The organism is uncultured Parabacteroides sp. (genome assembly GCF_947855115.1).
GTDB lineage: Bacteria > Bacteroidota > Bacteroidia > Bacteroidales > Tannerellaceae > Parabacteroides.
This window is the reverse complement of sequence record NZ_CANTZW010000001.1, coordinates 189,674-213,666: the sequence shown is the minus strand read 5'-3', so window position 1 is coordinate 213,666 and position 23,993 is coordinate 189,674. Positions and strand designations below refer to the sequence as shown.

At 47.2% G+C, this 23,993-nt stretch carries 17 protein-coding genes; 11 read left to right on the top strand and 6 right to left on the bottom strand.

Translation table 11 applies throughout. The features are described 5' to 3' along the window. Complete coding sequence (locus tag Q0110_RS00840) at nucleotides 1-1,002, top strand: aldo/keto reductase (protein WP_297900879.1); 1,002 nt, start codon at nucleotides 1-3, stop codon at nucleotides 1,000-1,002. A 180-nt stretch (nucleotides 1,003-1,182) separates the two neighbouring features. Further along, a complete protein-coding gene (locus tag Q0110_RS00835) occupies nucleotides 1,183-2,130 on the top strand; it encodes a FimB/Mfa2 family fimbrial subunit (RefSeq protein WP_297900876.1) in 948 nt (315 codons plus the stop codon). Between the two features lie 8 nt (nucleotides 2,131-2,138). Here Q0110_RS00835 and Q0110_RS00830 read toward each other — a convergent pair whose 3' ends face one another. From Q0110_RS00830 to Q0110_RS00815, 4 genes are all read right to left on the bottom strand, one after another. Then, complete coding sequence (locus tag Q0110_RS00830; protein WP_297900873.1) at nucleotides 2,139-2,819, bottom strand: queuosine precursor transporter; 681 nt, start codon at nucleotides 2,817-2,819, stop codon at nucleotides 2,139-2,141. A 61-nt stretch (nucleotides 2,820-2,880) separates the two neighbouring features. Then, entirely contained in the window at nucleotides 2,881-3,543 is a 663-nt protein-coding gene (locus Q0110_RS00825) for a DUF2490 domain-containing protein (RefSeq protein WP_297900869.1), read from the bottom strand. 32 nt (nucleotides 3,544-3,575) lie between these two features. After that, entirely contained in the window at nucleotides 3,576-4,310 is a 735-nt protein-coding gene (locus Q0110_RS00820) for a LytTR family DNA-binding domain-containing protein (protein WP_297900866.1), read from the bottom strand. Further along, nucleotides 4,307-5,488, bottom strand: coding sequence for a histidine kinase (locus tag Q0110_RS00815; protein WP_297900862.1), 1,182 nt, complete (start codon nucleotides 5,486-5,488; stop codon nucleotides 4,307-4,309). The genes Q0110_RS00820 and Q0110_RS00815 overlap by 4 nt, the downstream gene beginning before the upstream one ends. 262 nt (nucleotides 5,489-5,750) lie before the next feature. On the opposite strand from Q0110_RS00815, the gene Q0110_RS00810 reads away from it, so the two are divergent. From Q0110_RS00810 to Q0110_RS00785, 6 genes are all read left to right on the top strand, one after another. Next, the gene (locus Q0110_RS00810) at nucleotides 5,751-6,614 is read left to right on the top strand and encodes a TIM barrel protein (protein WP_297900859.1); all 864 of its coding nucleotides are present in this window, start codon (nucleotides 5,751-5,753) and stop codon (nucleotides 6,612-6,614) included. A 358-nt stretch (nucleotides 6,615-6,972) separates the two neighbouring features. Next, a complete protein-coding gene (locus Q0110_RS00805; RefSeq protein ID WP_297900856.1) occupies nucleotides 6,973-7,653 on the top strand; it encodes an ABC transporter ATP-binding protein in 681 nt (226 codons plus the stop codon). A 95-nt stretch (nucleotides 7,654-7,748) separates the two neighbouring features. Beyond that, a complete protein-coding gene (locus tag Q0110_RS00800) occupies nucleotides 7,749-10,073 on the top strand; it encodes an FtsX-like permease family protein (RefSeq protein ID WP_297900853.1) in 2,325 nt (774 codons plus the stop codon). 26 nt (nucleotides 10,074-10,099) lie between these two features. Continuing rightward, nucleotides 10,100-12,454, top strand: a complete 2,355-nt coding sequence (locus Q0110_RS00795; protein ID WP_297900850.1) for an ABC transporter permease — start codon at nucleotides 10,100-10,102, stop codon at nucleotides 12,452-12,454. Nucleotides 12,455-12,457: 3 nt separating this feature from the next. Beyond that, nucleotides 12,458-14,842 carry an ABC transporter permease gene (locus Q0110_RS00790; RefSeq protein ID WP_297900847.1) on the top strand — a complete coding sequence of 795 codons (2,385 nt, stop codon included), beginning with the start codon at nucleotides 12,458-12,460 and terminating at the stop codon, nucleotides 14,840-14,842. 19 nt (nucleotides 14,843-14,861) lie between these two features. Continuing rightward, nucleotides 14,862-17,228 (top strand): ABC transporter permease, encoded by a 2,367-nt coding sequence (locus Q0110_RS00785; protein ID WP_297900843.1) that lies wholly within the window; start codon nucleotides 14,862-14,864, stop codon nucleotides 17,226-17,228. 140 nt (nucleotides 17,229-17,368) lie between these two features. Here the strand turns inward: Q0110_RS00785 and Q0110_RS00780 are convergent, their stop codons facing one another. Further along, complete coding sequence (locus Q0110_RS00780) at nucleotides 17,369-18,721, bottom strand: sodium/glutamate symporter (RefSeq protein WP_297900840.1); 1,353 nt, start codon at nucleotides 18,719-18,721, stop codon at nucleotides 17,369-17,371. A gap of 87 nt (nucleotides 18,722-18,808) precedes the next feature. Next, entirely contained in the window at nucleotides 18,809-19,699 is an 891-nt protein-coding gene (locus Q0110_RS00775) for an AraC family transcriptional regulator (protein WP_297900837.1), read from the bottom strand. A gap of 102 nt (nucleotides 19,700-19,801) precedes the next feature. On the opposite strand from Q0110_RS00775, the gene Q0110_RS00770 reads away from it, so the two are divergent. Genes Q0110_RS00770 through Q0110_RS00760 form a run of 3 tightly spaced genes read left to right on the top strand, consistent with a single transcriptional unit; the run spans nucleotide 19,802 to nucleotide 23,993 of the window. Continuing rightward, nucleotides 19,802-21,103 (top strand): hypothetical protein, encoded by a 1,302-nt coding sequence (locus Q0110_RS00770; RefSeq protein ID WP_297900834.1) that lies wholly within the window; start codon nucleotides 19,802-19,804, stop codon nucleotides 21,101-21,103. 36 nt (nucleotides 21,104-21,139) lie between these two features. Continuing rightward, on the top strand, nucleotides 21,140-22,885 hold the full coding sequence (locus Q0110_RS00765) for a class I mannose-6-phosphate isomerase (protein ID WP_297900831.1): 1,746 nt from the start codon (nucleotides 21,140-21,142) through the stop codon (nucleotides 22,883-22,885). Nucleotides 22,886-22,898: 13 nt separating this feature from the next. After that, nucleotides 22,899-23,993: an ROK family protein gene (locus tag Q0110_RS00760; RefSeq protein WP_297900828.1), complete on the top strand. Its 1,095-nt coding sequence runs from the start codon at nucleotides 22,899-22,901 to the stop codon at nucleotides 23,991-23,993.

Genomic DNA, 23,993 nt, shown 5'->3' with positions numbered 1-23,993 from the left:
ATGGAATCGAGAATGTTAGGATTAAGCGGGCTTCGCAGCTCTGCCATAGGTTTGGGATGTATGGGAATGAGTCATGCGTATGGCGAACCCGGTGATAGGCGGGAAATGACCGATTTACTTGCTGCCGCGGTAGATATGGGATATACCATGTTTGATACCGCTGAGGCATATGGAACAGACAATAATCCTCATGACAACGAGGAACTGCTGGGTGAGGCGCTCAAGCCTTATCGTGGCCGGATAGTACTTGCCACGAAATTCGGACTTACTATAGATAACGAGAATGAGACAGGCTCTCATGTACTGGTTCCCGATTCCAGCCCCCGGGCTATCCGCGAAGCGGTGGAGGGCTCGCTTCGCCGGTTGAGAACGGATTATATCGACCTTTATTACCAGCATCGTATAGATCCGAAGATAGAACCTGAGATTGTGGCGGAGGTGATGGGCGAGTTGATCAAGGAAGGCAAGATCTTGCATTGGGGAATCTCGGAAACGACCGAGGATTATTTGCGTCGTGCGCACAAGGTATGTCCGGTCACCGCCGTACAAAACCGTTATTCCATGATGGCCCGTTGGAACGAGAATCTGTTTCCTGCTCTGGAGGAGCTTGGCATTGGTTTGGTGGCCTTCTCGCCATTGGCCAACGGGTTGCTTACCAACCAATATTCGGCTTCATCTACCTTTGATGCCAAGACTGATTATCGTGCTTCTATGCCCCAATTCCAAGCGGATAGCTTTGAGAGGAATAAGAGGCTTTTTGAGCTTATCGATCGATTGGCCGAAAAGCATCATGCCACTCCTTCACAGATCTCCCTTGCGTGGATGCTTTGTAAAAAGAGCTGGATCGTGCCTATTCCGGGTACACGCCGGATCAGCAGGCTCAAGGAGAATGCGGGGGCGGTGGATATCCGTCTTTCCGTGGAGGAACTAGGGTATATAGACAAGGCTTTGAGCGAGATGCCGATGAGCGAGGTGTTTGGTGGAAGTAAGGTTAAATCGTAAATATCTTATCGCCAATATGCTGGAAGCGATGATTCCCGGCGCTATCTTTTTATACGCCACGGTCGGGGGGATGGAAGGGCGCTGTATCTATTTAAGTGAATTTTTTTAACTTTTCAGAATCGAACTAAATCAATACTGTCTTGTTTAATAAGGGCAAATGAATATAATATTGATTTAGTTATGAAAAAGATTGTACTTATAGTGTTATTGGGAGTCGGTTTATTTGGGAGTTGCTCTAAAGATGAGGAACTCGAGCGTGAGGCCAGAGAACTTATCACACCGGAATTCCGGTTGGCCAACATTGTGTCGGAAACACCTTTTACGGGAGCGTTGGGGGTGGCTCCTTGCGAGAAGAATTCTTCTATTTACTTTGGGAATTACAACCCGTCGGGCGTGCGTACCTCTATCCATGCCTTGTATACGGTAGGTAAAGGACACGTCTTGCCTGCCTCGAACCCCGTTCGTTTACCCTCCGGGACTTATGATTTTATTTATTGGGGAGTCGTGCAAAATGAAACCTCTGATCCTGCTTATCCGGGATCTCGTGTCGACGGGCCTGTCTATATCCTAGACGAGGATCTGAAAGACCAATACTTCAAGCTCTATCCGAATCAGATGGATACCACGTATGGCCCGGTATACGATTATGTCTATGCGAAGCAATCGATCAGTATCGGAGTGGATACGATGGGAACCTTGCTGCATAGGGTAACCGCCGGGTTGAAGGTTACATTGTCCGGCAGGAACGGAAGTATCGACCCGAATATCACGAGTGTGGATGTACAGGTCGGTAATATCGCCTATGCCTTGAATTATTATACGGGCGAGGCCAGCGATTTCTCGAAGACGATAAGCTTCCCTCTTTCCTTATCCTCCGATGGGAATACGTTGAGTACCAATTCAACGGTGATGTTATTCCCATCCGCTCCCAATCCTCCTGTTACCTTGGTGATAACAATGGCTAATGGGAGAACGCAGACCTACCGGCAGAATCTGCAGAATACTTTATCTCCGGGTACTCGCTTGACCTTGAAAGCGACGATCGGCGATGTCTTGCTGGAGGAGACGAATCCCGGAAGCTTTAACGTGACCGGATGGACGGAGCTGACCGAGAACATTGATTTCTAGGTGGCGAGTCAGATGTCTTTTATCTTTAGGATATTATACGAGGTCTCAAGGTCATATACATCGTTCCCGTCTACTTTCTTGATGTATTTTACGACACGGATGGTGACGGGAAGGATGATTACCTCGTACAAGGATTTAAGTATCGCCTGCGTACCGATCATGATAAATAACTCCCCGACAGGGACCAGCCCCGCGAAAGCGATCGGGAAAAAGAGCATGGAGTCCGCGCTCTCGCCGATAAGGGTCGATACGATCGCCCGTAACGAGAAATTCTTTCCGTTGGAGGCGATTTTCATCTTGCTCATCACATAGGCGTTCAGGAAAGAGCCGGCTAGAAAGGCTATCAAACTGGCGACCGCTATGCGCGGGGCCATCCCGAATACGAAGTTGAAACCTTCCTCGCCTTCCCAGAACGGGGCTGCCGGTAATAATACCGCCAATTGCGCGAAGGCGATCACCAGGAAATTAGAGGCGAAACCACTCCAGATAATTAGCCGTGCCTTCTTGAATCCCCATACCTCGGCTATGCAATCATTGATTATATACGAGATCGGGAATACGATCAGACCTGCGGTAGCCGTTATGCCGCCTACTTGCACTACTTTTGTCTCTAAGAGATTAGACGCTACAAGGCATATATTAAAGAGTATACCTAGCAGCATGAAAGGTACTGTGATTGTTTTTTGCATGTCTTCTTGTTTTTAACGAGGTTTATCAAGCACTCGGGGCGCGAAGATACGAAAATTCCCGTTAAAAACGATGCGTGTAGCAGATACCGATCGCGTGGCGGTAGTTCACGGGGTCGTCTACATTAAATATATGATAGCGGTAATAAAGCTGTAGGCTGTTATTCGGGTTTAGCCGGTAATTACTCCCCGCGGAGAAACGGATCTTATCGGATCGCATCTTATTTCTCGTGTCGTTGAAAACCTCGGTATAGGCAAAAGGAGAGAAGCCGCTCTTTCCGATCTTGTAGGAAAGGGTCAGCATCGAGCGTAGATAGCTCTTGGGATGTTCCGCGTGCGCCTTGTAGGTGCTTTGGAAACGTTCCCGCACGGAGAAGGTGAAACGTCCGGTCGAGTAGGTCCCGGTAGCGTAGAAATAATACCGGTTTCGTAGCTCGTCGGAAGCCTTGTACCGCACTAAAGACATATACCCGCTTCCCGCCAGCAGATATTTGTTGAACTTATAGTTTACCTCAACGGTGGTAAGGAACCATTCCGCTTCCTTGAAATCGTCTCTCGGACGTATATCCTCTTCTACGAGGAAAGATAAGTGTTTGTAGATTTTTCCGCATAAGCTCGCCTTGAAATACACACCCGCTCCCTCCATACCATATATGGCCGGGGTACATCCTAGCATGAGGAATAAGATCAGATAAATAAACCGTCTTGTACTCGATGTGTTTTCCATGTAAAGCGAATTGCGGATACAAAAATAGTGTTTTACATTTTCCCGAGGAAATGTTTGTCGATATAGTTGTTAAATTTCTCCTTGAACTGGTTTCCTATCGGAATGTAAACATCTTTGCCTATGATGATCCGGTTATTGGCGATCGCTGTTATCTTTGAGGTGTTGACTAAAAAAGAACGGTGTACACGCATGAATTTATCCATCGGCAGTCGTTCCTCCAATATCTTCATGCTGAGTAGTGTCATGATCGGTTTCTCGTTCTCCAGATAGATGCGGACATACTCGCTTTTACTTTCCGCGTAGATAATCTTATCGATATCCAAGCGGATCATCTTGTAGTCGGCTTTTACGTATAGATGCTCGTTCTCGCCGGTCGCGATTTCCGTGCTAGACCCTGGTTTCGGGGATAATAATTCACTTTGCCGGAGCGCCTTATTCGCTGATCTCAGGAAATCGTTAAACCCGAAAGGCTTGAGCAAGTAATCAAGGGCCTCCACGCGGAAACCTTCTACCGCGTACTCGGAATAGGCGGTGGTGAAAATGATCATGGGCTTATGGCTTAAGGATTTCACGAAATCCATGCCGTTGAGATCCGGCATGTTAATATCGACGAATATCAAGTCTGTTTTTTCCTTGTTGACGATTTCCAGGGCTTCCATGGCGCTGGAACATCCCTTTATCAACTCCAGGAAGGCCACTTTGCCGATATATCCTACGATTTGGGCAAGAGCCAGAGGTTCGTCATCGATAGCTATACATCGTATCATATTTGCAAGGGGATTAGAAGTAATACATGATATTCATTTTCTTTACATTGTATATCGAGCGTATAGTTGTGCTCGTACAATAAATCGAGCCGTTTGCGTACGTTCTCCAGGCCGATGCCTTGGCGTTGTTTGGCGGCATTCTCGAAATTGCTGTTACTTACTAGGTATCTGAGCTTATTAGCCTCTATATCCATGGAGATATGGATGAAGGAGCTGTGCTGGTAACTGACCCCGTGCTTGAAGGCATTCTCTACGAACGATATGAACAGGAGAGGGGGGATTAGTACGTTCGGGATGTCTTTAGGTATAGAGACAAGGATCTCGATTTGGTTCGTATACCTTAACTTCATCAATTCAATGTAGTTATTCAGGAATTGTATTTCCTTGGATAAGGGTACGGACGGGCTGGCGGCCTCGTATAGTATGTACCGCATCATCTTGGAAAGCTCCAATACCGTATCTTTCGCTTTCTCCGAGTCGAGGTCGATCAAGGCATGGATATTGTTCAACGTATTCATGAAAAAATGCGGGTTGATCTGATGCTTTAGATATTCCAATTCTGTTTGCAGGTTATGCTTTTCCAGTTCCTTCAGGCGTTGATCGTCGCGGATCGACTTGAATAGAAACTTGATCCCGATGTTTAGGCCGATCACGAAGATGGCTATTACCATAGGCGATAAGAAGATAGGTATAGGTAATATGGGGATGAAGATCAAGGGCGGTTCCTGCGAAGGCTTGCGAGGAAACTCTCCGGGTACATGCGGGGGCCTCTCTTGTAGATGAGGCATGTCTTGGGCATGAGTCCCGGGCCTGGGGGCACGAGGTTCTTGCGACGATATGGGCGGGCGGTTCATGGCCTTGGGGCCGGGCCCTCGGTTTACGGGCTGGGCTACGTTCAATAAGACGAGCGAGAGGATAAGGCAGCAAGTGAAAAATAAATAAGCCTTGGCCTTTTTCCGGATCAGCAAGAACGGAAGCAGCAAGTAATTATTGATGATGAAAATGATAAGGATCGGACTTGTCGTTAGCCATATCTGCGCGATCTTGTACCAATTTATGCCGTTCTCCGCGTACTTGTATTCTCCCCATACAGGAGTACCCAGGATGAATATCCAGATAATTAGATAGATTAAGTTTTCTATTAAATATAGGTATCGTTCCCTTTTATCCTTTTTCATATGAATCATTCGTGTTTATACGAGTTTTCCCCGGATATGTGTCGCTCTCATTACCTTGTTCGAGCTTGATTTCTAGAGCAAAAATAGAGTGTTTTTCCTTAGTGCGGACTATTTTATCAATAAACAAGTGCTTTTATCCTATGAATAGGTTGTTTTTGATTAATAGGCCCGGGCGGTAATTGTTCTGGTTTTATCGCCTCCGCGAGACATTATATCTGATTTTCGCTATATTTGTCTTCTATTAACGATCAATTTTGAATACATGGAAAACATTTCGAGAAGAACAGCTATTAAGACTTTTTTGGCGGGAGGCGTAGCGTTGGCTACTACCAGTTTCGAGGCTGCTGCCGCCGCGAAGGAACCTTTGAAAGGGAATGTCCGTCATTCCGTGAGTAAATGGTGTTTCGGCGATTATGACCTGGACGAGTTCTGTGAGATCTGCAAGCATATAGGGATTGAATCCGTCGAGCTGCTAGACCCGGCAGACTGGCCGGTCGTGCAAAGACACGGCCTGACCGTGGCGATGGCGCAAGGAGCCGGGCTTGGGATAGACCGGGGGTTCAATGATCCGGACTTGCATGACGAGCTGGTCGCCAGTTATGAGAAGGTGATCCCGATGGTGGCAGATGCCGGGCTGACGAACCTGATCTGCTTCTCCGGCAGGCGTAATGGCGTAACAGACCTGCAAGGCTGGGAGAATTGCGAGAAGGGGTTGAGGCGCCTTATTCCGTTGGCGGAGAAACACAAGGTTGTCTTGACGATGGAACTTTTGAACAGTGTCGGCCATAAGGATTACCTGTGCGACCATACGGTTTGGGGCGTGGAGCTTTGCCGCCGTATCGGTTCCCCGAATTTTAAGCTGCTGTATGATATCTACCACATGCAGATCATGGAGGGGAATATCATCGAGAATATCCGGAAATATAATCAGTATTTCTCTCATGTCCATACCGGAGGTAGCCCGGGGCGTGCGGAGATCGACGAGACACAGGAACTTTATTATCCGGCTATCATCAAGGCGCTTATGGAAACGGGGTATAAGGGATTTGTCGGTCAGGAGTTTGTGCCCCGCCAGGAGGACAAGATCGCCTCGTTGGAGAAGTGTATCCGTCTATGCGATGTATAAGGTTATTTTACAATGACTTATAGTGCCAATCTAGTGCCATCATTGTGGCACAGCTATGCCACCGCCGTGGCAAAGGCGTGCCACCGTAATGGCATAGTTGTGCCATCGTAGTGGCATAGCCGTGCCTTTGGGAGGGTACGATAACACCTCTTGGCCTTGGGGCGAGAGGTGTTTCTTTTGTCTGGATATAGGGTGATAGTGTCTAAATTTTGTACACTACTGTCAAATAATTGGACAGTCGGTTTCGGAAACTGGAATAGTACTTTCTTGATAATTAAGTATTTAATAAGTTTGGCATACTATTTGAACTAGATATGGCAAATAAGATAGTCTGATAACAATTAAAACAAATACAATCATGATTAAGATCGAAGGTTTAAGTAAGTTTTTCCGTACGGAAGAGGTTGAGACAATTGCGTTGAACAAAGTTTCCTTGGAGGTAAAAGACGGTGAGTTTGTAGCGGTCATGGGGCCTTCCGGCTGCGGTAAGTCTACGTTGTTGAATATCCTGGGTTTGCTGGATAACCCTTCCGAGGGAAATTATTACCTGGGCGGCCAAGAGGTAGGGCACTTGAAGGAGAAAGAGCGCACGCAAGTCCGCAAGGGAAACATCGGTTTCGTGTTCCAGAGTTTCAATTTGATAGACGAGCTGAACGTTTATGAGAACGTAGAGCTGCCGTTGACTTATTTAAAGATCAAGGCATCCGAGCGTAAGCAGATGGTCACGGATATCTTGAAACGAATGAATATCAGCCATCGTGCGGCTCACTTCCCCCAGCAGCTCTCCGGAGGTCAGCAACAACGTGTGGCGATCGCCCGCGCGGTAGTCTCCAACCCGAAGATCATCTTGGCCGATGAGCCGACGGGTAACTTGGATTCCAAGAACGGAGCCGAGGTAATGCAGTTGTTGACAGAGTTGAATAAGGAAGGAACAACGATCGTGATGGTGACGCACTCCAAGCACGACGCGGGCTTCGCCCACCGCGTGATCAACCTGTTCGACGGTAGTGTCGTTTCTTCCGTAAGCGAATTTATTTAATCAACATGATATAGACACATGCACACAAAGTTTTTATAAAGTTAATCGGCCTGTGAAGGTCGGTTAGCTTTCTACTCAACATAAAATAGGAATCAATGAGACAGCTATATTATACAATTCGTTATTTACTTCGAGGCCGGGGAGGAAACGTGATCAAGATATTATCTCTCACGCTTGGGCTTGGAGTGGGGTTGATCCTGTTCGCCAGAGTCGCTTTTGAATTAAGTTTCGATACGTTCTTTGATCAGGTGGAAGATCTGTATAGCGTGCATGTGCGATACAGCGATGAAAAGGCGGGAGAGGAAGATGGGTCTCGTATCATATTTGCCCCGATCCCCGAGGCTTTGCGGCAAGAGTTTCCCGAGGTACGCTACGCCACGGTTTGCCGGAGAAGGTATGGCGCCGTGTTATATCATGGGGAAGATCGGTTTAAACCCAACTTGATGATGGCGGATTCCCTTTTTTTCCGTACGATGGGAATCGAGGTCTTAAGAGGGGATGATCGTTTGCTGGGAATCGAGGATCAGGTTTTCTTATCGGAAAAAATGGCCAAGCGTATATTTGGCGAGGAAGATCCGATCGGGAAGCAATTGTTGTACGGAAAGAATTATCCTTATACGGTAGCCGGGATATTCCGTGACATACCGGAAAACAGCCATTTGCGTTTTGACGCTGTCGCCTCTTTCATCAATATGAAAACCCAGTTCGGCGCTTATGCCGGTTGGGGGGCCGACGATAGCTATCTGGGCTATATCCGTCTTGAGCCGGGTGTGGTTCCGGAACAAGTCAATCGGAAAATACCGGCTTTATTGCCTAAATATATAGATGTAGAAAGAGAGAGGAAACAGGGGTTCGACATGGAGCTTTATATCAAGCCGGTCTCGGAGGTATATACGCAAAGCTCCGAGGTCAAGCGGATGGTGGTAATCATGAGCGTACTGGCTTTCGCGTTGTTGTTCGTGGCTGCGATGAACTACGTCTTGAACTCGGTGTCTTCTCTGCCGATCCGGGCGAAATCCGTAGGGATACACAAATGTAGCGGAGCTTCCGGCAAGGACATTTTCAATATGTTCTTGTTTGAGACGGCGGCTTTGTTCATCGTGGCTCTTGCGTGCATGGCGTTGCTTTTATTCGCGTTCCGTGAACATGTGGCGGAGATGGCGGCTGTCACTACTTTGGGCACTTTGTTGAACACGCAGACCATATGGCTTCCTGCGTCCATGATCTTGGTTATATTCATTTTGTCTGCCTTGTTGCCGGCCCGTTTGCTGAGCGTTATCCCGGTTACCCAGGTATTCCGGGTATCCACCTCGGGCAAGCAGGGATGGAAGCGAGGGCTGCTCTTTATCCAGTTCGGGGGAATCACGTTTGTCATTACCTTGTTGGTGATCGTGTTATTGCAATATAACCGGTTAATGAATAAGGATTTGGGATATGATCCGGAGAATGTGGTATATGCCTCTTTAGGGAATATGGACGATCAGAAGATAGCCAAGCTTACCTCCGAGTTCAAGAAGCTATCTTATGTTACGGCCACGGGGCTTTCATCGGCAGATATCGTGAGCGGTTATGGTGGTTTCCCGGTTATGGATAATGAGAAAAACTGGTTGTTCACGGCCCGGCAGGTAAACTATAACGCCGATTATATCTCTCTGATGAAGATCCGTTTGCTCGAGGGGCAACCTCTGAAAGGCGAGGGCGATATTTTGGTGAATGAGTCGTTCGTCGATAAACGCGGGTGGACCGATGGCGCGATTGGCAAGTATATTTATGACGACGAGGGTAACCTGAAAGGAAAGATCGTGGGTGTCACCGGCGATTTCATGGTGACTTCCTTCTTCACGCCTCAGCTACCGGTAATCATGTTTGGTTGCGACCGGATGAGCTATTGCGACTTTACGGTTCGTGTCTCCGGGCTGACCTCGGAACGCTTGCGGGAGATGAATGATAAGATAGCGGAACTGTTTCCAAACGAGGATGTCGGTTTCACGGTGTTGAAAACGGTTATAGAGTCTCAATATGAGGGAACCCGTCGTTTCCGCGACGGTGTCTTTGTGGCCTCTATCGCTATCTTGCTGATCACCTTGATGGGATTGCTGGGGTATATTACGGACGAGATGCACCGTAGAAGTAAAGAGATCGCCATTCGCAAGGTAAATGGAGCGACAGCCATGAGTATTCTACGCCTTTTATCTAAAGATGTACTGGTTACGGCTTTCCCGGCTATCCTTTTAGGGGTGGTCGCCTCGCGGGTCGTGGGAGAGAGCTGGTTGAGGCAATTCGCGGATAAGATACCGTTGACAGTCCTTATTTTCGTGGCTACGGCCTTGCTGGTACTGGCGATCATCTGGGGATGCGTGATTCTGAAATCGTGGAATATAGCCAACGAGAATCCTGTCCGTAGTGTCAAAAACGAGTGATGTAACAGATAAAATAAGATATACGAATGAAAACTATTTTGAGGAACTTATTGAGTGTGTTGCGCCGTTTCAAAATGGCGACGCTCCTGAATGTATTAGGATTATCCGTGGCCTTCGCCGCTTTTATCCTGATCATGACGCAGGTTGATTATGACCGGAATTTTGACCGTGGATATACGGATACGGAATCTATATTTCGGGTGGAAACTATGTTTGAGGATGGCAGGCTGGCGGTTATCTGCCGCCCGTTGGCCGATGCTTTTATCCGTTCCTCACCTCATATCACAGCCGGTACCTTGGTGAATCCTTGGGGAGGCGATTTGTTTTTCTCGGTAGAAGAGAATGGTGTACGGAGAACTTTCAAGGAACAATGTATAAGTGTTTATCCTGAATTTACGAAGGTGTTTGACTTCAAGTTCCAGGAGGGAAACCCGGAGGCTTTGCAAGAGCCGGACGTTGTTTTATTGCCGCGGAGCATGGCCCGTAAGTTGTTTGGAAATCAATCGGCTGTAGGTAAGCGGCTGCAATTCGAGAACGGCGGTCATCTGACGGTAGGTGGGGTGTATAAGGATTATCCGCGGAACTCGTCCGTGCGGAATTGTATCTACCGGAAGATGGACCCGAAGGAAAACGCTCAGATCTGGGACAATTGGAATTATGTTTGTTATATCCGTTTGGACAATCCGGAGAATGCAGAGGGGTTGTTCGAGAATTTCAAGGAGCATTTTGAGTCAAGCCTGAAGGAGAGTGGTTCTTCTTTGGGAGAATCGGAGATCGTTTTTCGTATCAACCCGTTGCCGGATGTCCATTATACGACAGATGTAAAATATGACCAGACCCCGAAAGCTAGCAAGCAAACCTTGATGGTGTTGTTTGGCATAGCGATCGTGATCGTGATAATCGCCGGGATTAATTTCACGAATTTCAGTACGGCGCTTGCCCCGATGCGTATCAAGAGCATCAATACGCAAAAGGTATTGGGAGGAGAAGAGTCTGTGATCCGTCTCGCTTTGATTTCGGAAGCGATACTAATAAGTATAATCTCTTATTTGTTAGGGTTGCTATTGGTTTATATCGCCGGTAAAACGGAGATCGCCTCATTGATAAATGCCGATATCTCGTTGTCGATGCATGTCGGGTTGGCTTTGATTACGGCTCTTATCTCGATAGGGACCGGGCTTCTCGCGGGGATATATCCGGCGTATTATATGACTTCTTTCTCGCCGGCCTTAGTTTTGAAAGGTAGTTTTGGCTTGTCTCCGAAGGGCCGTCAATTGCGTAATGTATTGATAGGAGTGCAGTATGTCGCTTCTTTCGGGTTGATCATCGGCGCTATTTTCATGTACTTGCAGAATTATTATATGCAGAACACGCCCCTGGGCTATGCTAAGGACGAGGTGATTGTTACGAATATGAACGGTAAGATCTGGAAGAGCATGGATGCTTTCGCCAGCCAAGTGAAATCGTTTTCAGGCATAGAGGAGGTCACTTTCGCGGAGCCGCTTCTTTCCAGCCAGGATCAGTATATGGGATGGGGGCGCGATTACCGGGATAAGAATATACAGTTCCAATGCCTTCCCGTCGATCCTTCTTTTCTGAGGGTAATGAACGTGGAGATCACCGAGGGGCGTGGCTTCCGGGAAGAAGATAAGGCGAAACGTCATGGCTCGCTTATTTTTAACGAGCGGGCCCGTACGGAATACGGATTGGAACTGGGTGCTTTGGTGGATAGCATGGAGATCGTCGGTTTCATGCCGGATATAAAATTTGCCTCTTTCCGTACGGAAGTGACGCCTATGGCCTTTTTCGTATGGGGTACCGATGTTTATTGGGGAAGCCAACCTAATTACGCTTATATAAAGGTAAAGGACGGATCAGACTTACATGAGGCTATGCGGCACGTCCGGGCTACCCTTCAATCGTTCGATCCGGAATATCCGTTTGATGTCCGTTTCTTCGATGAGGTATTGAACGGGCTTTATGAGAAGGAGAGGAACCTCAGTTCCTTGATTACCCTGTTTAGCTTGGTAGCGATTTTTATATCTGTAGTGGGAGTGTTCGGTTTGGTCGTGTTCGACAGTGAGTACCGGAAGAAAGAGATCGGTATCCGTAAGGTACTGGGATCTACCACCGGAGAGATTATCGTGATGTTCAACAAGACGTACATACGGATCTTATGTGTTTGTTTTGTTTTGGGGGCGCCGGTCGCCGGTTACGCGGTATATCGCTGGCTTGAAAATTTCGCTTATAAGACCCCTATGTATTGGTGGGTGTATTTGATCGCTTTTATGATCATCGCGTTGATCACGATATTTACCGTCACTTTCCAGAATTGGCGTGCGGCGAATGAGAATCCGGTACATAGTATAAAAAATGAATAGATTATGAAGACAATTATACGTAATTTTATCAATGTGTTGGTACGTTTCAAGGTCGCTACCTTTTTGAACGTGGCGGGATTAGCGGTCGCTTTCGCGGCGTTTTTGATTATCATGATGCAAGTGAGCTTTGAGCGTAACTTCGATCGTTGTCATCCGAACTCGGCCCGTATTTACCGGATGGGACTTGCTTTCCCGGATGGGACGAGCCTGATCCATAGCCGTCCGTTAATAGAGTCGTTTATCCATTCCTCCCCGCATATCGAGGCCGGTACTTTGGTGAATCCTTATGTCGGGGAAATGTATGTGACCGTGACGGGGAAAGACGGGAAGCAAGGATTCAAGGAGATGATCGTAACCTGTCATCCGGAGATCACCCGGATGTTTCAGTTTACGATGCGTGAAGGGGAATCTTCCTGCCTGTCGGACCCGGAAAAAGCCTTGCTCCCGGAAAGTATGGCCCGCCGGTTATTTGGAGAGGAATCGGCTATAGGAAAACAGATTGTACCCGATGGTGAGATTTGGACGAAGCCGGGCGTGAAATATTTGGTCGTAGGGGGCGTTTATGAGGATTTCCCGGAAAATACACAGTTGAGGAACGTGATTTATACGGAGATGTCTCCGGATTATGCGTTGACGAATTGGACGAATAACAATTATTTCTGTTATGTGATGCTAGACCCTTCGGCCTCTCCGGAGGAAGTGGCGGAGAATTTTGATGCCCATTTCGACTATTCGAAACTATATGACGATGTGACGAGGGGTGTACACGCCGTACTCGTTCCGTTGACCGATATTTATTATATGAATGAGGATTCCAGCGGAAGCTTGGTGAGAAGCGGTAGCGCGGAGAAAACTCGTTTACTGACCTTGATCGCCTTGCTGGTGATTATCGTGGCGGGTATCAATTTTACGAACTTCAGTACCTCTTTGGCTCCTTTGCGTATCAAGAGCATCAATACGCAAAAGGTACTGGGAAGCTCCGTTGGCATATTGCGTGCTTCCCTGTTGTTCGAGGCCGTGGGGATCAGTTTGCTGGCTTTCCTTTGTTCCTTGTTTATCGTTTGGGGATTGGGACATATGGAATGGTTGTATTTCGTGCAGGCAGATACGGCATTGACCGCTTATCCCGGTTTGGTGGGAGGTCTGGCTGCGTTGTCTGTTGTGATCGGTTTTATTGCGGGTATCTATCCTTCTTGGTATATGACATCTTTTCCTCCGGCAGTGGTGCTGAAGGGTTCTTTCGGGCTTTCTTCCTCTGGGAAGAAATTGCGTACGGCGTTGATCGGCTTTCAGTTTGTCGTTTCTATCGTATTGATTATATCGGCCATGTTTGTCCGGCAGCAAAATAGATTTATGCAAAGGTATTCTTTGGGTTTCGACAAAGATCAGGTCGTGGTCGTGGAGTTGAACCGGAATATTTTGCTCGACCATAAGGATAGTTATGTGAGTGGGCTGAAAGAGTACCCAGGGATAGAGGATGTCGCGTTCTGTTCCGAGAAGTTCGGTTCCGAAGATGGCTACCGTACATGGGCAGGCATGTATAAAGAGCAGAACGTGGGCTTCACGTCTCTGTCCGTTTCTTGGAATTTCTTCAAGGTAATGGGGATTCCGTTGATCGGAGGGCGAATGCCTACCGAGTCTGACGAGAAAGGTAAGAGCTATAGTTATATATTCAATAAACAAATGCGGGATAAATGGAACATGGAGCCGAACGGTATCATGCGGATACCGTGGCTAGGGGAGGAATCGGCCGTTGGTTCCGTTATCGGGTTTGTAGATGATGTCAAATTTACTTCCTTGCGGCGGAGCGTTTCCGAATTAGGCTTTGTGATCAACGAGCCTCGTCTGTTGTTTTATTCGTTTATTCGGGTGAAGGCTGGAAGCGATATCATGGGGGTGGTAGACCATATCCGTAAGACGGTGGCGCTTCTGGACCCCACGTATCCTTGTGAGGTGGAGTTTTATGACGGGATTTTCGATCATTTGTATCATCAGGAGCGGAATTTAAGTACGATGATTTTGTTGTTCAGCCTGTTGGCCGTGATTATCTCTATTGTCGGTATATTCGGCCTTGTTATATTCGAGACTCAATATCGCCGGAAAGAGATCGGCCTGCGTAAGGTATTTGGGGCCACGGTTAATGAGATACTGGTTATGTTCAATAAGATTTATTTCCGTATTGTCTGCGTCTGCTTTGTCATAGCGGCTCCCTTGGCTTATTATGGCGTGCGGAAATGGTTAGAGGGTTTTGCTTATAAGACTCCTATTTATTGGTGGATATTCGCGGTCGCTCTATTAATAGTCTCCTTGATAACGATGATTACGGTAACTTTCCAGAACTGGCGTGCGGCAAACGCGAACCCGGTGGATAGTATTAAAACGGAGTAATAAATGAAACTATATTAACATGAAGACGATTATCCGTAACTTTCTAAGTGTGTTGAGGCGGTTTAAAATGGCGACCGCGTTGAACGTAGCCGGTCTTGCGGTTGCTTTCGCAGCCTTTAGCGTGATCTTGATACAGGTTAATTTTGAGCGGACTTTCGACCGTTGCCATCCTACTTCCGAACGGATTTTTAGGGTAGACTTGACCATTCCGGGTACTTTCGGGACCATATTACCCCGTGCCTTCGTGGAGGCTGTCATCCAATCTTCCCCGCATATCGAGGCGGGTACTTTGTTGACACCTTCTTTTGGCCAGGATGGGATTTATCTCTCGGTGGATAGAAACGGGCAACCGTTTGGATTTAAGGAAATCGTGACAACCTGCCACGCTAGTTTGCCGAAAATATTTGCGTTCCCGATCGTGGAAGGCGATATCGATTGCTTGAAAGATCCTGAGAAAGTAATGGTGCCCCGAAGCTTGGCTGACAAGTTGTTTGGGGAAGGCACCTCCGCGGTGGGTAAGACGTTGCGAGCGGAAGAACATATCTGGACTAAATCGGCTGGACTCCTTACGATAGGCGCGGTTTATAAGGATTTCCCGGAGAACACGCAGCTTCGGAACGTGGTCTATACGGCAATCGATCCGGATTATAATATCAATAACTTTGGGTCGAGTAACTTTGTCTGTTATTTATTGCTTGATAATCCTGCCATGGCAGATGAGGTTGCCGATAATTTCAACCGTCATTTTGATTTCAAGAAGATTTACCATGAAGGAGAACAGATCCGGCTCGTTCCGCTGACAGATATTTATTATATGAATGAGACGCAAGACGGTGGTACATTCCGGAGCGGGAACAAGGAGGTCACGGCCTTATTGTTCGGTATAGCTCTCTTGATCGTCATTGTCGCGGCCATTAACTTCACGAACTTTAGTACTTCTTTAACCCCGTTGCGAATCAAAAGCATTAATACGCAGAAGGTATTAGGTAGCTCGGATACTTTGTTGCGCAGATCTTTATTGATAGAGGCGGCCCTTATTAGTTTTATAGCGTGGCTGGTAAGTCTCGTTATCGTTTGGGGATTGGATTGGGCGGAAGTGTTACCCTTTATCGAGGCCGATTTGAGCTTGGTCTCAAATCTTCCGATCATTCTCTTATGTGGTATTGTAGCATTGGTTATCGGTTGGTTGGCGGGTATTTATCCTGCTTATTATATCACTTCTTTTCCTCCGGCCTTGGTACTGAAGGGCAGCTTCGGATTATCTCCTTCCGGGCGTAAGCTACGTGCGACGTTGATTTGTATCCAGTTCGTTGTTTCGATCATATTGATTATCGGGGCCTCCTTTGTACAAATCCAGAATAGTTATATGCGGAATTTCTCTTTGGGCTTCGATAAGGATCAGATAGCCATCGTGGAGCTGAGCGAGACGATGTATGATAAGCATCACGATACGTATGTGAATCGCTTGAAAGAGAATCCGGGTATCGAGGATGTAGCTTTCGCTATGGAGAAAGTAGGTTCTAAGGACGGGTATAACACGAATGGCGGTAGTTATAAGGGTAAGGACTTTCAATATTTCATAATTATAGCATCTTCCAATTTCTTGCGGGTGATGGGGATTCCTGTCATAGAAGGGAGAGACTTCTCGAAGGCAGACGAGCTTTCGGATCATGTGTCTTATATATTCAACCGTACGGCGAAGGAGGGGCTGGATATGGAAGTCGGCGACGCGTTCGATAGCTATTCTTCCGGTCATCTTATCGGTTTCTCCGACGATGTGAAATTCACCTCGCTTCGTGGCGGGGAGGATAATATCGCTTTCTTGGTCGGAAACTTTGGTTATTCTTTGCCAATCTCTTATATCCGTTTGAGAGCCGGATCGGACATTCATGCCGTAGTACATCATATTCAGGAGACGATGAGAGAATTAGATCCGTCTTATCCGTTTAATATCGAGTTCTATGATGAGATCTTTAATCATCTTTACCAGAAGGAGGAGAATCTGCGCAATCTGGTTACGGTTTTTAGTTTGCTGGCGATTATTATCTCTTTGGTCGGGGTATTTGGTTTAGTGGTGTTCGAGACGCAATACCGCCGTAAGGAAATAGGTATCCGTAAAGTACATGGAGCTACGGTGGGAGAGATCCTGTTGATGTTTAATAAGACCTATTTGAAGATCGTAGGCATTTGTTTCGTGATAGCGGCGCCGATCGCTTGGCAGGGTGTCAAGATGTGGCTTGAAGGTTTCGCTTATAAAACCCCGATTCATTGGTGGGTATTCTTACTCGCGTTGTTGATCGTGACCGTAATCACGCTATTGACCGTGAATTTCCAAAACTGGAAAGCGGCGAACGCAAATCCGGTAAATAGCATCAAGAGCGAGTAGAAAGGCCCTTGATAAGTTTAGATATATTTTGATGCTATCCGTAAGTCTCGACAACGTCTTGGAATCTCCTGTGGCGTTGCCGAGACTTTTTTTGGCAATACCACAGAAGTTCTGGGATGTTATCCCTTATCTGTATGATATTAAATAGGCCGTTTTGATATCCACCATCCCATTTTCCATGCCAGTAGCAAGATCAGCAAGGAAAGAACTAAACAAGCTAGTAGCAACCAGACTCCCAGTCCGTTTACGAAAAGGATCGGGACGAAAGTGATCAGTAATATCTCTATCGGGGCGATAGGCAGATAAGCCATCGCGTAATCATCCATCGCTTTGCTGGAGAGTTTAGGGTCTACGATTCTTAGCAAAGCGATACCCATGGCCATCGTACCGGTCCACCAACCCCAGGCGAAGATCGTACGCTCGAACCAAAAGGTCTTGGATAATCTCCTTCCTAGGAAAAACGTGATGCACCAAACGATCACCGTACCTGCGATGAGTAAAACGAGCAGTGGTAACGCATACTTGACGATTACCCCCAATTTGATCGATGCGACCCCACAAGCTACTAGCATATCCGTGAAAGAGCTACTCAACCTTTGGGTTGTTTGCGGGCAGATATACCGGGAAATCTGTGTGATGTCGAAAACTTTCTTCAATGCCAATCCGATGATAAAAGCGCAACTGAATACCGGAAGCTCCAGCGCCGGATAATAGGCTTTCACACCTTGGCTGGCCATATATCCCAGAAAAGCGACCACAAAGACCAGGGCCACATGAAACGTAAGCGTGTCGATGGATATGGAAGAAGTGGTAGCCTCTCCGATAGAATCCCTTTTATTTTTCGGAAGCAGCCCGCTTCTCAACTCATCCGGCAGATCATCGAAATCAGAGATAAAAGCGGTTTGGTTATGTCTGGCGGCCCATTTCACCATTAATAAACCGCCGATAATGGCACAAACGACACCCACCGTGGCGGTTGTCATGCCTAGGCTGCGAGCCTCGTCCCAGCCCAAGCCTTCGAATGCCGATCCGATAGCGGCGGCTGTACCATGCCCCCCATAGAATCCCGTGGGGAGCATAATGCCGAAAGCGTCGTGCAGTTCCGGCCAGATCCATTTGATTACATAAAGCCCGAACAGCCCCATTAATGCCCATTGCAATAACATACCTACTTGCGCGTATGCCCACATTGGTCCAACCCGTTGCGCTACCTCTTTTATGGATACATTGGGGGATGATAGCGGCAAGGCCCCGAATACTAAGGCGATCAAGATTGCCGCATAGGTACCCAAGTCATTGGAGAAAGGGATCCATCCCAACCCGTTAGGGCCGAAGGCCAATCCCAGTAAACCGGCGATCAGGCTGGGTGGGATAAATAATTGCTGTATTAATTTTACTTTTACCCGTATTAGTTTGCCAACTAATAGAAGTATTGAGATGAGTCCAATATCCGTAAAGAGAGTCCAAGGAGTAAACTGTGTTAGGTCTATCATAATAACTACCGGTATTATTTTTAATTAAATATCTAATGTACAAATATATTTTATTCTCTTGAAAAATGCTAGCAATCCAAGTGTTTTCTATATCTCAGCCTCCTTTTTGCGGTAAGCGGAAGGGGAACAGCCCATTATTTTCGTAAACATGCGGGAGAAATAGGCGGCATCCTCGAATCCCAAGCTCGTGGCGATCTCGTTCAGCTTCATGTTCGTGAGCTCTATATATTCGCAAGCTTTTTGTATTTTCAGGCGTATGAAGTAATTCATGGGCGATACCCCGGTATCACCCAAAAAAAGAGCCGAGAAGTGGGAAGGGGAATATTTAAAGTAAGACGCTAGTTCTTTCAGGGTAAGATTTTGCTGGATGTTCTCACGCATATAATGAATAACCCGTGCCACGAACGGATATTCCTTTTGCGAGGGAATCATGATATGGCGGAATTGCTCTAAATAAACGAAAGAAGCCAGGAAATTATAAAGACACATGGAAGAATAAATCATATATTCCTTGATATATCCCATCGAGAAACTGCTGTATATCTCCTCAAACAGCCGAAGACGGTCTTGCAGGCGGGAATATTCATTGGGCGAGATCGTGACCGGAACCGGATGCGACGGCAGGAATTGATCGCGAAGTTTACCTTGGAAGTGTAACCAGTAAATAGTCCATGGATCTTCCTCGTCTGCCCCGAATGAGTAGGGGATACCGGGAGGAATGATGATATATTGGTATTTCTCTACGGTATATTGTTTGCCGAGTATACGATACCAACCTTTTCCTTCCGTACAATAGATAAGCATGGCGTAATCGCAGCCTTGTTCTTTTTGGAGGAAATGATATTTCACACGTGGAAAGAAACCGATCTTGCGCACGTATAAATTACTGATGAGCGGTTCCCTTCGATAGTTTGCCAGTAGTTCCTCGGGCAAAGAAACAAGTCGTTCCCCCTTAAATCCTTCTTTTATCTTGACCATGATGAGCGAATCGTAAGATTGTACAAGTGAATCGGAACAAATGTAGCATTCTTTTCTGGATTATTGAAATAATTTTGCCGACGTAAATCATAACATAATGCCATGAATAAAATTCTAGTTGTAGTTACTATTATCTTCGTTTCTTTTTTATCTTGTACGGAATTAACCGAGAAACAACGATTAGCCAACCGGATATTGTCTGATACGACTTTGTGTAAGGTCGATAGTATGGCTCGCGCTACCATCCGTAACGGTTTCAATGCGGGAAGCGGTTATTCGCAGATCTGGGCACGTGATATGAATACATTTATAGAGATCGCTTGCGAGGAGAGTAATCCTAGCGAATTACGGGAAGCGATCCTGTTGTTTTTCGCCCTCCAGCAGCCGAACGACGAGATGATCGACGGCTATGTGCTGAAAGAAGATTTTACGTGGTACGACGATACACCTTATTATTCGGATGCCGCTCCAAGACATGTCGCTTTTAAGAATACGGTAGAGACAGACCAAGAGTCTTCACTGATCCAAATCGTAGGCAAATACATTCGTAAGACGGGAGACCGGGAAATCTTGAATGAGAAAGTCGCCGGAAAGACCGTCCTTGAACGAATGAACGCTATGGTGGATTATTTGATGCGAGAACGATATAATAAGGAATATGGATTGCTTTACGGAGCGATGACAGCGGATTGGGGCGATGTGCAACCCAATGATGATTTCGGATGTGACATGAATGACCTGTCCGACCCCGCTATCGATGTATATGATAACGCTATGTTCATAATCGCCATGGATTATTTGTTGGAAATGGCCCCTGATTCTCCGCAAGCCTCCCGTTGGAGAAACCTGCGTGATGAAATCAAGAGAAATGTACGGACTCATTTATGGGATGAGAAACGGCAGAAATTTATTCCTCATATTTATCCGGAGGAATCCCCGATACCGGAAGGTTTTGACGAGCTTACCATCCATTATCATGGCGGGACGGCTATCGCTATAGAAGCCGGCTTGTTGTCGGAAGAAGAAATCCGTACCGTGAATGCGCAGATGCTAGAGAACGTGCGCTTATCGGGGATGCCGAGTATAGGCTTGACTTTGTATCCTGTATATCCGGATGGATTTTTCCGGGGCGGGATGTCGAAACCGTATGTTTATCAAAATGGAGGAGACTGGACTTGGTTTGGTGGCCGGATGATCCAGCAACTAGCCATTAACGGGATGATAGAGGAGGCTTACGAGGAGATTCGTCCGATGATCGACCGTGTGATCCGGAATAACGGTTTTTACGAATGGTATGGTAAGGGCGGTGTACCTAGCGGGTCTGGTAATTTCAAGGGATCGGCCGGAGTACTATCCAAAGCCATCGAGTTGTTGAGGGATTGGGCAGAGAAGAATAAGAGTTAAATACGAGCGTGTGTAATCTAAATAATATCGAAAGGGATGAGAAAAAGTAATTATGATAAAATGCCGGCCACCGTTGTGAACGGTATATTATGGAAAGGCTGGGAGTCGATACGAGACCGACTGACAGAGATCTATGCGGAAACAGGTGGATCACAGACTTGGGTGGTAGAATGCTATCAAGGTGTTTATCACGAGGAACTGACCCGTGAGTTGAAGGCGCTTCAACCGGATTGCTTTATCGATACACAAGACTTTTTTAAGCCGGTAGAAGAGATAGAAGCGATGACACACCCTTATCTAACGGATGATCGCTTGTTCGGCCGGCGGGCTCATTTCTCTTATACGGATTTCTTGGATATGGAGAAGGTCGCCGCTTGCAGGAAATCTTTGTGTGAGCGAAAAGGCTGGACGATCGTTTACGGCCATGCCGCCGCCGAGGTCGTTCCTGCCCCGGACAAATTGATCTACGTGGATATGGCTCGTTGGGAAATCCAAATGCGCTCCCGTAGAAAAGAGGTGAACGGGCTAGGCGTACGGAATCGGGAGGAGGCCCCGTCGTATCATTATAAACGAGGCTATTTTGTAGATTGGATTGTTTGCGACAATCTGAAGAAGAAGATACTTCCGAAAGTCGATTATTGGTTGGATACCCATATCGCGGGAACGCCTAAGATGATTTCCGGAGAGACCTTGAAAGAGGGATTGGAAAAAACGGCGCATACACCATTCCGGGTGGTTCCTTTCTTTGATCCGGCTCCTTGGGGCGGGCAATGGATGAAAGAGGTATGTGATCTGGATAAGAAGCAGGCAAACTTCGGCTGGTGCTTTGATTGCGTGCCCGAGGAAAACAGCTTATACCTGAAAGTCGCGGGAGAATTATTCGAGATACCTGCTAATGATTTGGTATTCCATAAGACAAGGGATTTGCTGGGAGGGCCGGTCGAGGCTCGCTTCGGGCAAGATTTCCCGATCCGTTTCGATTTCTTGGATACGATGGGAGGAGGAAACCTGAGTTTGCAAGTGCATCCCGTCACCCAATATATCCGGGATACGTTCGGAATCTATTATACGCAAGACGAGAGCTACTACTTGCTGGATGCCGAGGAGAACGCTACCGTTTATCTGGGATTGAAAACCGGCGTAATTCCGGACGAGATGATCGCCGCCCTAAACGAGTCCCAACAGACCGGAAAGCCTTTTGATACCGAGAAATACGTTAATAAGTGGCCGGCTAAACGCCATGACCATTATCTGATCCCGGCGGGGACGATACATTGCTCGGGGGCCGGTTCCATGGTACTCGAGATTAGCGCCACCCCAAGTATCTTTACGTTTAAGCTTTGGGATTGGGGGCGCTTGGGATTAGACGGCTTGCCTCGACCGATCAATATCGGTCACGGTTCAAAAGTAATCCAATGGGAACGGCAAACCGAATTTGTGCGCCACAACCTGATCAACCAGGTAGAGATGATCGCCGAGGGAGACGGATGGCGGGAGGAGCGGACCGGTTTGCACGAGAATGAGTTTATCGAGACCCGTCGTCATTGGTTCACGGATATCGTGCCCCATAACACGAACGGGGGAGTACAGGTGTTGAATGTGATCAAAGGAGATGAGTTGATCGTAGAAAGCCCGACAAACACGTTCGAGCCATTCATCGTTCATTACGCGGAAACCTTTATCGTACCGGCTAGCGTGGGTGAGTATACGATCCGTCCTTACGGATCGTCCGTAGGTAAATATTGTGGTACGATAAAAGCGTATGTAAGATTTAGGCAATAAGAAGAAATAAGATATGTACACAAATGATGATCGAATCGTAATGACGCTGGATGCCGGAGGAACAAATTTCGTTTTCTCGGCCATTCAGGGTGGTAAGGAAATAGTAGATCCGGTAGTTCTTCCGGCATGTGCGGATTGTTTAGATATGTGTTTAGGCAATTTGATAGAGGGGTTTAAGGCAATTCAGGCATGCTTGCCGGAAGCGCCGGTCGCTATTAGTTTCGCTTTTCCCGGTCCGGCGGATTATCAAGCCGGCATTATCGGTGATTTACCCAATTTCCCGTCTTTTCGGGGTGGAGTAGCGTTGGGCCCGTTTTTGGAGGCTATATTCGGGATACCGGTATTTATCAATAACGATGGGAATTTATTCGCTTATGGAGAAGCGTTGACCGGAGTCCTTCCGGAGATCAACCGTCGTTTACGGGAAGCGGGAAGCACGAAACAATATAAGAATTTGCTGGGTGTCACCTTGGGTACCGGTTTTGGAGCCGGGGTTGTTATCAATCAAGAGCTTTTGCTTGGCGATAACGCTGCGGGAGGAGATGTCTGGTGCCTTCGTAACAAGAAATATCCGGAATATATCGTAGAGGAGAGTGTCAGTATACGTGCGGTCGTGCGGGTATATGCGGAACGATCCGGTGATACGGGGGCGCATACCCCGAAAGAGATCTTTGAGATCGCGGAAGGTATTCGTCCGGGTAACCGGGAGGCTGCTATCGCCGCTTTCTCGGAATTAGGGGAAATGGCGGGGGATGCGTTGGCATCCGCTATTACTTTGATCGATGGCATTATCGTGATTGGCGGCGGGCTGTCCGGAGCTTCCAAATATATCCTTCCGGCCTTGCTGAAAGAATTGAATTCTTCTACCGGCATGATGGATGGAACCCGTTTCGGACGGTTGCAAATGAAAGCTTATCTTTTGGATGACGCGGATAGTTTCGAGAAGTTCGCTAAAGGGGAGGCTGTCGGGATATCTATCCCTGGAACAGATCGCAAGGTTGTATATGATCCTTGTAAACGAATAGGAGTGACCGTAAGCAAACAAGGCGCTAATCGCTCGATTGCCCTGGGAGCTTATGTTTTTGCGTTGAACCATCTAGCTAAATAG

What these genes read in the sequence shown, in the direction of transcription:
- Q0110_RS00795 (WP_297900850.1), top strand. Translation starts at nt 10,100, where the DNA reads ATGAAAACTATTTTGAGGAACTTATTGAGTGTGTTGCGCCGTTTCAAA.
- Q0110_RS00770 (WP_297900834.1), top strand. Translation starts at nt 19,802, where the DNA reads ATGAATAAAATTCTAGTTGTAGTTACTATTATCTTCGTTTCTTTTTTA.
- Q0110_RS00835 (WP_297900876.1), top strand. Translation starts at nt 1,183, where the DNA reads ATGAAAAAGATTGTACTTATAGTGTTATTGGGAGTCGGTTTATTTGGG.
- Q0110_RS00840 (WP_297900879.1), top strand. Translation starts at nt 1, where the DNA reads ATGGAATCGAGAATGTTAGGATTAAGCGGGCTTCGCAGCTCTGCCATA.
- Q0110_RS00825 (WP_297900869.1), bottom strand. Translation starts at nt 3,543, where the DNA reads ATGGAAAACACATCGAGTACAAGACGGTTTATTTATCTGATCTTATTC.
- Q0110_RS00780 (WP_297900840.1), bottom strand. Translation starts at nt 18,721, where the DNA reads ATGATAGACCTAACACAGTTTACTCCTTGGACTCTCTTTACGGATATT.
- Q0110_RS00760 (WP_297900828.1), top strand. Translation starts at nt 22,899, where the DNA reads ATGTACACAAATGATGATCGAATCGTAATGACGCTGGATGCCGGAGGA.
- Q0110_RS00810 (WP_297900859.1), top strand. Translation starts at nt 5,751, where the DNA reads ATGGAAAACATTTCGAGAAGAACAGCTATTAAGACTTTTTTGGCGGGA.
- Q0110_RS00820 (WP_297900866.1), bottom strand. Translation starts at nt 4,310, where the DNA reads ATGATACGATGTATAGCTATCGATGACGAACCTCTGGCTCTTGCCCAA.
- Q0110_RS00805 (WP_297900856.1), top strand. Translation starts at nt 6,973, where the DNA reads ATGATTAAGATCGAAGGTTTAAGTAAGTTTTTCCGTACGGAAGAGGTT.
- Q0110_RS00765 (WP_297900831.1), top strand. Translation starts at nt 21,140, where the DNA reads ATGAGAAAAAGTAATTATGATAAAATGCCGGCCACCGTTGTGAACGGT.
- Q0110_RS00790 (WP_297900847.1), top strand. Translation starts at nt 12,458, where the DNA reads ATGAAGACAATTATACGTAATTTTATCAATGTGTTGGTACGTTTCAAG.
- Q0110_RS00775 (WP_297900837.1), bottom strand. Translation starts at nt 19,699, where the DNA reads ATGGTCAAGATAAAAGAAGGATTTAAGGGGGAACGACTTGTTTCTTTG.
- Q0110_RS00830 (WP_297900873.1), bottom strand. Translation starts at nt 2,819, where the DNA reads ATGCAAAAAACAATCACAGTACCTTTCATGCTGCTAGGTATACTCTTT.
- Q0110_RS00815 (WP_297900862.1), bottom strand. Translation starts at nt 5,488, where the DNA reads ATGAAAAAGGATAAAAGGGAACGATACCTATATTTAATAGAAAACTTA.
- Q0110_RS00785 (WP_297900843.1), top strand. Translation starts at nt 14,862, where the DNA reads ATGAAGACGATTATCCGTAACTTTCTAAGTGTGTTGAGGCGGTTTAAA.
- Q0110_RS00800 (WP_297900853.1), top strand. Translation starts at nt 7,749, where the DNA reads ATGAGACAGCTATATTATACAATTCGTTATTTACTTCGAGGCCGGGGA.